Origin of the sequence: Streptomyces sp. NPDC056347 (genome assembly GCF_042262625.1) — a bacterium.
In the GTDB taxonomy this organism is placed as follows: Bacteria; Actinomycetota; Actinomycetes; order Streptomycetales; family Streptomycetaceae; genus Streptomyces.
Genome location: NZ_JBHJQP010000089.1, coordinates 25,308 through 32,167 on the forward strand (window position 1 = coordinate 25,308; position 6,860 = coordinate 32,167).

Consider the following 6,860-nt stretch of genomic DNA (forward strand, 5'->3'; position numbering starts at 1 on the left):
CGCGCGACACCGATCCGTGTGATCGGCGGACTGGGACCACAGCCTGCCACGCAAGCTCCCCAATCCGGACAACACCCCCTCGGTTACGCCCCTCCGACCGGCATTCATCCGATGTCTGCGCGATCGTCGGAGCGGCTACGGAAGTGTCCGCGCCACCGTCCGGTCAGTCCCGCAGAGTACGGCGCATTGCCCGGTGCGGGATGCCCGCGTCCGGGAACTCGGGGCCGTACGCCACATAGCCGAGGCGCTCGTAGAAGCCGAGGGCACGGGTCTGGGCGTGCAGGTCCACGGCGTCCAGACCCAGCTCGCGGGCCGCGTCCTCGATGGCCCGCACCAGCGCCGCGCCGACCCCGAGGCCGCGCGCGGCCCGGATCACCGCGAGCCTGCCGAGCGAGCCGACCGCCGGGTCGCCGCCGTTCCTCGCCGCGGCCGCGGCGCCGTGCAGCAGCCGGCCGGTGCCCAGCGCGCCGCCGTCCGCCGCGACGGCCAGGACGTGCAGGGCGCCCGCGTCGTACGCGTCGTACTCGATCTCCTCGGGCACCTCCTGCTCGCCGACGAAGACCTCCTTGCGGACCTGGAAGCAGGCCGCGAGGTCCTCCTCACCGGCGGCGGTGCGCGTGGTGCACGGTGCCGGGCTTGCGGTCACCGGCTCTCCGCGGCGATGGCGTCCAGGGCGTGCTGGAGGTCGGCGGGGTAGTCGCTGGTGAACTCCACCCAGCTCCCGTCGGCCGGGTGCTCGAAGCCGAGCCGGACGGCGTGCAGCCACTGCCGGGTCAGGCCGAGGCGCTTGGCCATCGTCGGGTCGGCGCCGTAGGTGAGGTCGCCCACGCAGGGGTGGCGGTGGGCGGACATGTGCACCCGGATCTGGTGGGTGCGGCCGGTCTCCAGCTTGATGTCCAGCAGGCTGGCGGAGCGGTAGGCCTCGATGAGGTCGTAGTGCGTCACGGAGGGCTTGCCCTCGGCCGTGACGGCCCACTTGTAGTCGTGGTTGGGGTGGCGCCCGATGGGAGCGTCGATGGTGCCGCTCATCGGGTCCGGGTGGCCCTGCACCAGCGCGTTGTACTTCTTCTCCACGACCCGGTCGCGGAACTGCGCCTTCAGCAGGGTGTAGGCCCGCTCGGACTTGGCGACGACCATCAGGCCGGAGGTGCCGACGTCGAGGCGGTGGACGATGCCCTGGCGCTCGGCGGCACCGGAGGTCGAGATCCGGTACCCGGCGGCGGCCAGACCCCCGATGACGGTCGTGCCGGTCCAGCCGGGGCTGGGGTGGGCGGCCACGCCCACCGGCTTCACGATCACGACGATGTCGTCGTCGTCGTGCACGATCTCCATGCCCTCGACGGGCTCGGCGACGATCTGCACCGGAGCGGCGGCCTGCGGCATCTCGACCTCCAGCCAGGCACCGCCCCGGACCCGCTCGGACTTCCCGACCACCGAGCCGTCCACCTGCACCTTCCCCGAGGCCGCCAGCTCGGCGGCCTTGGTGCGGGAGAAACCGAACATGCGGGAGATGGCGGCGTCGACGCGCTCGCCCTCCAGGCCGTCGGGTACGGGCAGCGTGCGGACCTCGGGATACGTACTCACCTGTCGAGTATGCCTTGGACCGCTCAGTCCTTGTGCACGGTCCCGTCGGGGTCCAGTCCCCGGAAGGAGAGGATCACGATCAGGACGCCGCCGCAGCAGATCGCGGAGTCGGCGAGATTGAACACCGCGAAGTGCGCCGGAGCGATGAAGTCCACCACCGCGCCCTGGAAGGTGCCCGGGGCCCGGAAGATGCGGTCGGTGAGGTTGCCGAGCGCACCGCCGAGCAGCAGCCCGAGCGCGATGGCCCAGGGCAGGCTGTAGAGCTTGCGGGCGAGCCGGGAGATCACGACGATCACCGTCGCCGCGATGCAGGTGAAGATGATCGTGTAGGCCTCGCCGATGCCGAACGCGGCCCCCGCGTTACGGATCGCGCTGAGCTGGAGCCAGTCGCCGATGAGCTCGATCGGCTCGTGGTGCTCCAGCTTGGCGACCACGATCATCTTGCTGACCAGGTCGATGAGATAGGCGACCACGGCCACGACGACCAGCACCATGATCTTCCGGCGGCCCCGGCCCGAAGCGGGCTCCTCCGCCGGGCTCCCGGACCGCTCCGCGACCCCGTCCCCCTCGGTCCCCTCAGCCCCGGGGATGTCCGGCGTACCGATGATGCGCTCCGCCTCTGCCACGTGAGTCCCTCAACCTAGGTTCCTGCACTGGGGACGAGGGTACGACACACCACCGCGGCTCAGCCCCGTCGCTCCTGCTTCTGCTTGTCCTCGACACAGAGCGTGGCGCGCGGGAACGCCTGCATCCGGGCCTTGCCGATCGGCTTGCCGCAGATCTCGCAGAGTCCGTACGTCCCGGCGTCGAGCCGGGCCAGGGCCCGCTCGGTCTGGTCCAGCATCTCCCGGGCGTTGGCGGCGAGCTGCATCTCGTGCTCGCGGGTGATGTTCTTGGTGCCGGTGTCCGCCTCGTCGTCGCCCGCCCCGTCCCCGGAGTCGCGCATCAGGCCGGCGAGCGCGATGCCCGCGGCCTCCAGCTCGCTGCTCAGCCGCAGGGCCTCGCTGCTGAGCTCGGCCCGCGCCTCGGCGACCTCCTCCGGAGTCCAGGGGTCCTCCCCGGGCCGGACCGCCAGCTCCCCGGGAACGGCCCCGCGGGCCGGGGGGACCGGCGCGGTGTCCGTACCGGCCGTACGGGACCGGGCCACGCTCTTCTTGGCTGCCACCGTGTGGTCTCCCGTCTTTCCGGCGGCTGCGGCCGCCTCCTCGGCCGCGGGCGCGGCCTTCTTCGACGCCTTCTTGGCCGCGCTCTTCTTCGCGGACGCCTTCTTCGCCGCCGTCTTCCGGGCTGCCGGTTCCCTGGTCCCTTCCCCGGCGCCTTCGGCCTCTTTTCCGGCCGCGGACCTCTTCGCCGGGCTCTTCCTCCCGGCCGCCGCGCCCGTGGACCCGGACGACGCCGTCTTCTGTGCGGCGTTCTTCTTCGCCACCATGGCCGCGGCCCCTTCACATATTGTGATCTTGCACGCGAATCGTGCTGGGACGATAAATCGACCCCAGCGCCGCGGCAACGGGGCACGCCGCCGAACCGCCCCTCCCCACGCCCTCGCTCCGACCCGCCCCCATCCGTTGTGCCCAGCTCACCGCCGGGTAATCCGCCTCCCGGACCCCGCGCCCGGGCACCTGGCCATTCGGGTCACGTCCCGGCCCCGTGCAAAACCGGTCGGCCCCGGCCCGCCCGGGCCCGTACACTGGCCCCAGCGAGAGGCGTGGATGGGACGAGTAGCGTCGTACGCAGCCAGGAGCGACCCGGGGACGGTGGAAGCCCGGGGGCGAGCGCGTCGTGAAGATCACCCGGAGCCGCCGGAAGAACGCCGCACGGCAAGTAGAACCGGCTTCGCGATCCCAATGAGGGGGTCACGGGCGTGCGCCCGGGGCCAAGGAGGGTGGTACCGCGGGAGCCGACGAGGCCCTCGTCCCTCCGACGGAAGTGGAAAACGTCCGCCGGAGGAAGTCCGCCCATGACATCGCCGCAGTACCGCCAGGTACCCGCCCAGGTCGACCTGCCCGCGCTGGAGCACGCCGTGCTCGATTTCTGGCGCGACAGCAAGGTCTTCGCCAAGAGCCTCGAACAGTCCGAGGGCCGCCCCGAGTGGGTCTTCTACGAGGGCCCGCCCACCGCCAACGGCATGCCCGGTGCCCACCACATCGAGGCCCGCGTCTTCAAGGACGTCTTCCCCCGCTTCCGCACCATGCAGGGCTACCACGTCGGCCGCAAGGCCGGCTGGGACTGCCACGGCCTGCCGGTCGAGCTCGCGGTCGAGAAGGAGCTGGGCTTCAACGGCAAGAAGGACATCGAGGCGTACGGCATCGCCGAGTTCAACGCCAGGTGCCGCGAGTCCGTGACCCGGCACACCGACGCGTTCACCGAGCTCACGACCCGGATGGGCTACTGGGTCGACCTCGACGACGCGTACCGCACGATGGACCCCGAGTACGTCGAGTCGGTGTGGTGGTCGCTGAAGGAGATCTTCGGCAAGGGCCTGCTGGTCCAGGACCACCGCGTCGCCCCCTGGTGCCCCCGCTGCGGCACCGGCCTCTCCGACCACGAGCTGGCGCAGGGCTACGAGACGGTCGTCGACCCCTCGGTCTTCGTCCGCTTCCCGCTCACCTCAGGCCCGCTCGCGGGCGGCGCCTCGCTGCTGGTCTGGACGACGACCCCCTGGACGCTGGTGTCCAACACCGCCGTCGCCGCGCACCCCGACGTCACCTACGTCGTCGCGACCGACGGCGAGGAGAAGCTGGTCGTCGCGCAGCCGCTCGTCGAGAAGGCACTGGGCGAGGGCTGGGAGACCACCGGCGAGACCTTCACCGGCCGCGAGATGGAGCGCTGGACCTACGAGCGCCCCTTCGAGCTGGTCGACTTCCCGAGCACCGGCGAGGGAAGCGATGGAAACAGCCCGGCCGAGGCGCACTACGTCGTCAACGCCGAGTACGTGACGACCGAGGACGGTACGGGTCTGGTCCACCAGTCCCCCGCCTTCGGCGCCGACGACCTCCTGGTCTGCAAGGCGTACGGCCTCCCGGTGGTCAACCCGGTCCGCCCCGACGGCACCTTCGAGGAGGACCTGCCGCTGGTCGGCGGGGTCTTCTTCAAGAAGGCCGACGAGACGCTCACCGAGGACCTGGACGCCCGCGGCAAGCTCTTCCGGCACGTCCCGTACGAGCACAGCTACCCGCACTGCTGGCGCTGCCACACCGCGCTGCTCTACTACGCGCAGCCGTCCTGGTACATCCGCACGACCGCCGTCAAGGACCGGCTGCTCCAGGAGAACGAGAAGACCAACTGGTTCCCGGACTCGGTCAAGCACGGCCGCTTCGGCGACTGGCTGAACAACAACGTCGACTGGGCCCTGTCCCGCAACCGCTACTGGGGCACCCCGCTGCCGATCTGGCGCTGCGAGGACGGCCACCTGACCTGCGTGGGCTCCCGCGCCGAGCTGGGTGAGCTCGCCGGCACCGATCTCTCGGGGCTCGATCCGCACCGCCCGTTCATCGACGAGATCACGTTCACCTGCTCGCAGGAGAACTGCCAGCTGGAGGCGTACCGCGTCCCGGAGGTCATCGACGCCTGGTACGACTCGGGCTCGATGCCGTTCGCGCAGTGGGGCTACCCGTACAAGAACAAGGAGCTCTTCGAGAGCCGCTACCCGGCGCAGTTCATCTCGGAGGCCATCGACCAGACCCGCGGCTGGTTCTACACGCTGATGGCGGTCGGCACCCTGGTCTTCGACAAGTCCTCGTACGAGAACGTGGTCTGCCTGGGCCACATCCTCGCCGAGGACGGCCGGAAGATGTCCAAGCACCTGGGCAACATCCTCCAGCCCATCCCGCTCATGGACCAGCACGGCGCGGACGCGGTGCGCTGGTTCATGGCCGCGGGCGGCTCCCCCTGGGCGGCCCGGCGTGTCGGCCACAACACCATCCAGGAGGTCGTCCGCAAGACGCTCCTCACCTACTGGAACACGGTCGCCTTCCAGGCCCTGTACGCCCGTACGTCCGGCTGGGCACCCTCCGCGGCCGACCCGGCCCCGGCGGAGCGCACGGTCCTGGACCGCTGGCTGCTGAGCGAGCTGAACGCCCTGGTGGACCAGGTCACGCAGGCCCTGGAGGGGTACGACACCCAGCGCGCCGGCAAGCTGCTGTCCGCCTTCGTCGACGACCTGTCCAACTGGTACGTACGCCGTTCGCGCCGCCGCTTCTGGCAGGGCGACAAGGCCGCGCTGCGCACCCTGCACGAGGTCGTCGAGACGGTGACCCGGCTGATGGCACCGCTCACCCCGTTCATCACCGAGCACGTCTGGCAGGACCTGGTCGTCCCGGTCACCCCGGACGCCCCCGAGTCGGTGCACCTGGCCACCTGGCCGAAGGCGGACCCGACGGCGATCGACCCCGCCCTCTCCACACGGATGGCGCTGGTCCGCCGACTGGTCGAGCTGGGCCGGGCCACCCGCGCCGAGTCCGGCGTCAAGACCCGCCAGCCGCTCTCCCGGGCCCTGGTCGCGGCGAACGGCTTCGAGGCGCTCTCCCCCGAGCTGCGCGCCCAGATCACCGAGGAGCTGAACGTCTCCTCGCTGGCCTCCCTCTCCGAGGTCGGCGGCTCGCTGGTCGACACGACGGCGAAGGCCAACTTCCGGGCGCTCGGCAAGCGCTTCGGCAAGGGCGTCCAGGCGGTGGCCAAGGCGGTCGCGAACGCGGACGCGGCGGCCCTCTCCCTCGCCCTGCGCGAGGGCACCGCCTCGGTGGAGGTCGACGGGGAGACCGTCACCCTCGCCCCGGACGAGGTGATCATCACCGAGACCCCGCGCGAGGGCTGGTCGGTCGCCTCCGACTCGGGCGCCACGGTCGCCCTGGACCTGGAGATCACGCCGGAGCTGCGGCGCGCGGGCCTGGCCCGTGACGCGATCCGGCTGATCCAGGAGGCCCGCAAGAACAGCGGCCTGGACGTCGCCGACCGCATCGCCGTCCGCTGGACGTCCTCCTCCGACGCCACGGCCGAGGCCCTGACCGAGCACGCGGCCCTGATCGCGGACGAGGTGCTGGCCCTGGACTACGCCCGGGGCGACGCGGACGAGACGTACGGCGAGCCGTTCGAGGACGAGGGCCTGGCCCTGACGTTCCGGCTGCGCAGGACGGAGCGGTAACCCGCCCCGGCAGCAACGCGGAGGGCCCGTCCGGATCGATTCCAGGCGGGCCCTCCGCCGTATCCGGGACCCGTCGGAACCCCGGCGCGCCGCACCGCGCACGCAAAAGGGCCGGGCCCCGGGGAAACCCCGGGGC

5 protein-coding genes are annotated in these 6,860 nt (G+C 71.5%); 1 reads left to right on the forward strand and 4 read right to left on the reverse strand.

Going from position 1 to position 6,860, the window contains the following annotated elements; translation table 11 throughout:
* Window positions 1–163: 163 nt before the first annotated feature.
* The 4 genes from ACFCV8_RS21020 to ACFCV8_RS21035 are packed head-to-tail and all read right to left on the reverse strand — an operon-like array spanning window position 164 to window position 3,013.
* Window positions 164–646, reverse strand: a complete 483-nt coding sequence (locus ACFCV8_RS21020; protein ID WP_376686904.1) for a GNAT family N-acetyltransferase — start codon at window positions 644–646, stop codon at window positions 164–166.
* Window positions 643–1,584, reverse strand: a complete 942-nt coding sequence (locus ACFCV8_RS21025; protein ID WP_376686905.1) for an RluA family pseudouridine synthase — start codon at window positions 1,582–1,584, stop codon at window positions 643–645. The genes ACFCV8_RS21020 and ACFCV8_RS21025 overlap by 4 nt, the downstream gene beginning before the upstream one ends.
* A 23-nt stretch (window positions 1,585–1,607) precedes the next feature.
* Window positions 1,608–2,210: a signal peptidase II gene (gene lspA / locus ACFCV8_RS21030; protein WP_376686906.1), complete on the reverse strand. Its 603-nt coding sequence runs from the start codon at window positions 2,208–2,210 to the stop codon at window positions 1,608–1,610.
* Window positions 2,211–2,269: 59 nt separating this feature from the next.
* Window positions 2,270–3,013: a TraR/DksA family transcriptional regulator gene (locus ACFCV8_RS21035; protein ID WP_376686907.1), complete on the reverse strand. Its 744-nt coding sequence runs from the start codon at window positions 3,011–3,013 to the stop codon at window positions 2,270–2,272.
* A gap of 528 nt (window positions 3,014–3,541) precedes the next feature.
* On the opposite strand from ACFCV8_RS21035, the gene ileS reads away from it, so the two are divergent.
* Window positions 3,542–6,724 carry an isoleucine--tRNA ligase gene (gene ileS, locus ACFCV8_RS21040; protein ID WP_376686908.1) on the forward strand — a complete coding sequence of 1,061 codons (3,183 nt, stop codon included), beginning with the start codon at window positions 3,542–3,544 and terminating at the stop codon, window positions 6,722–6,724.
* The last annotated feature ends 136 nt before the right edge of the window (window positions 6,725–6,860 follow it).

Coding starts and splice junctions, on each gene's coding strand:
- ACFCV8_RS21035 (WP_376686907.1), bottom strand. CDS start 3,013: ATGGTGGCGAAGAAGAACGCCGCACAGAAGACGGCGTCGTCCGGGTCC.
- ileS (WP_376686908.1), top strand. CDS start 3,542: ATGACATCGCCGCAGTACCGCCAGGTACCCGCCCAGGTCGACCTGCCC.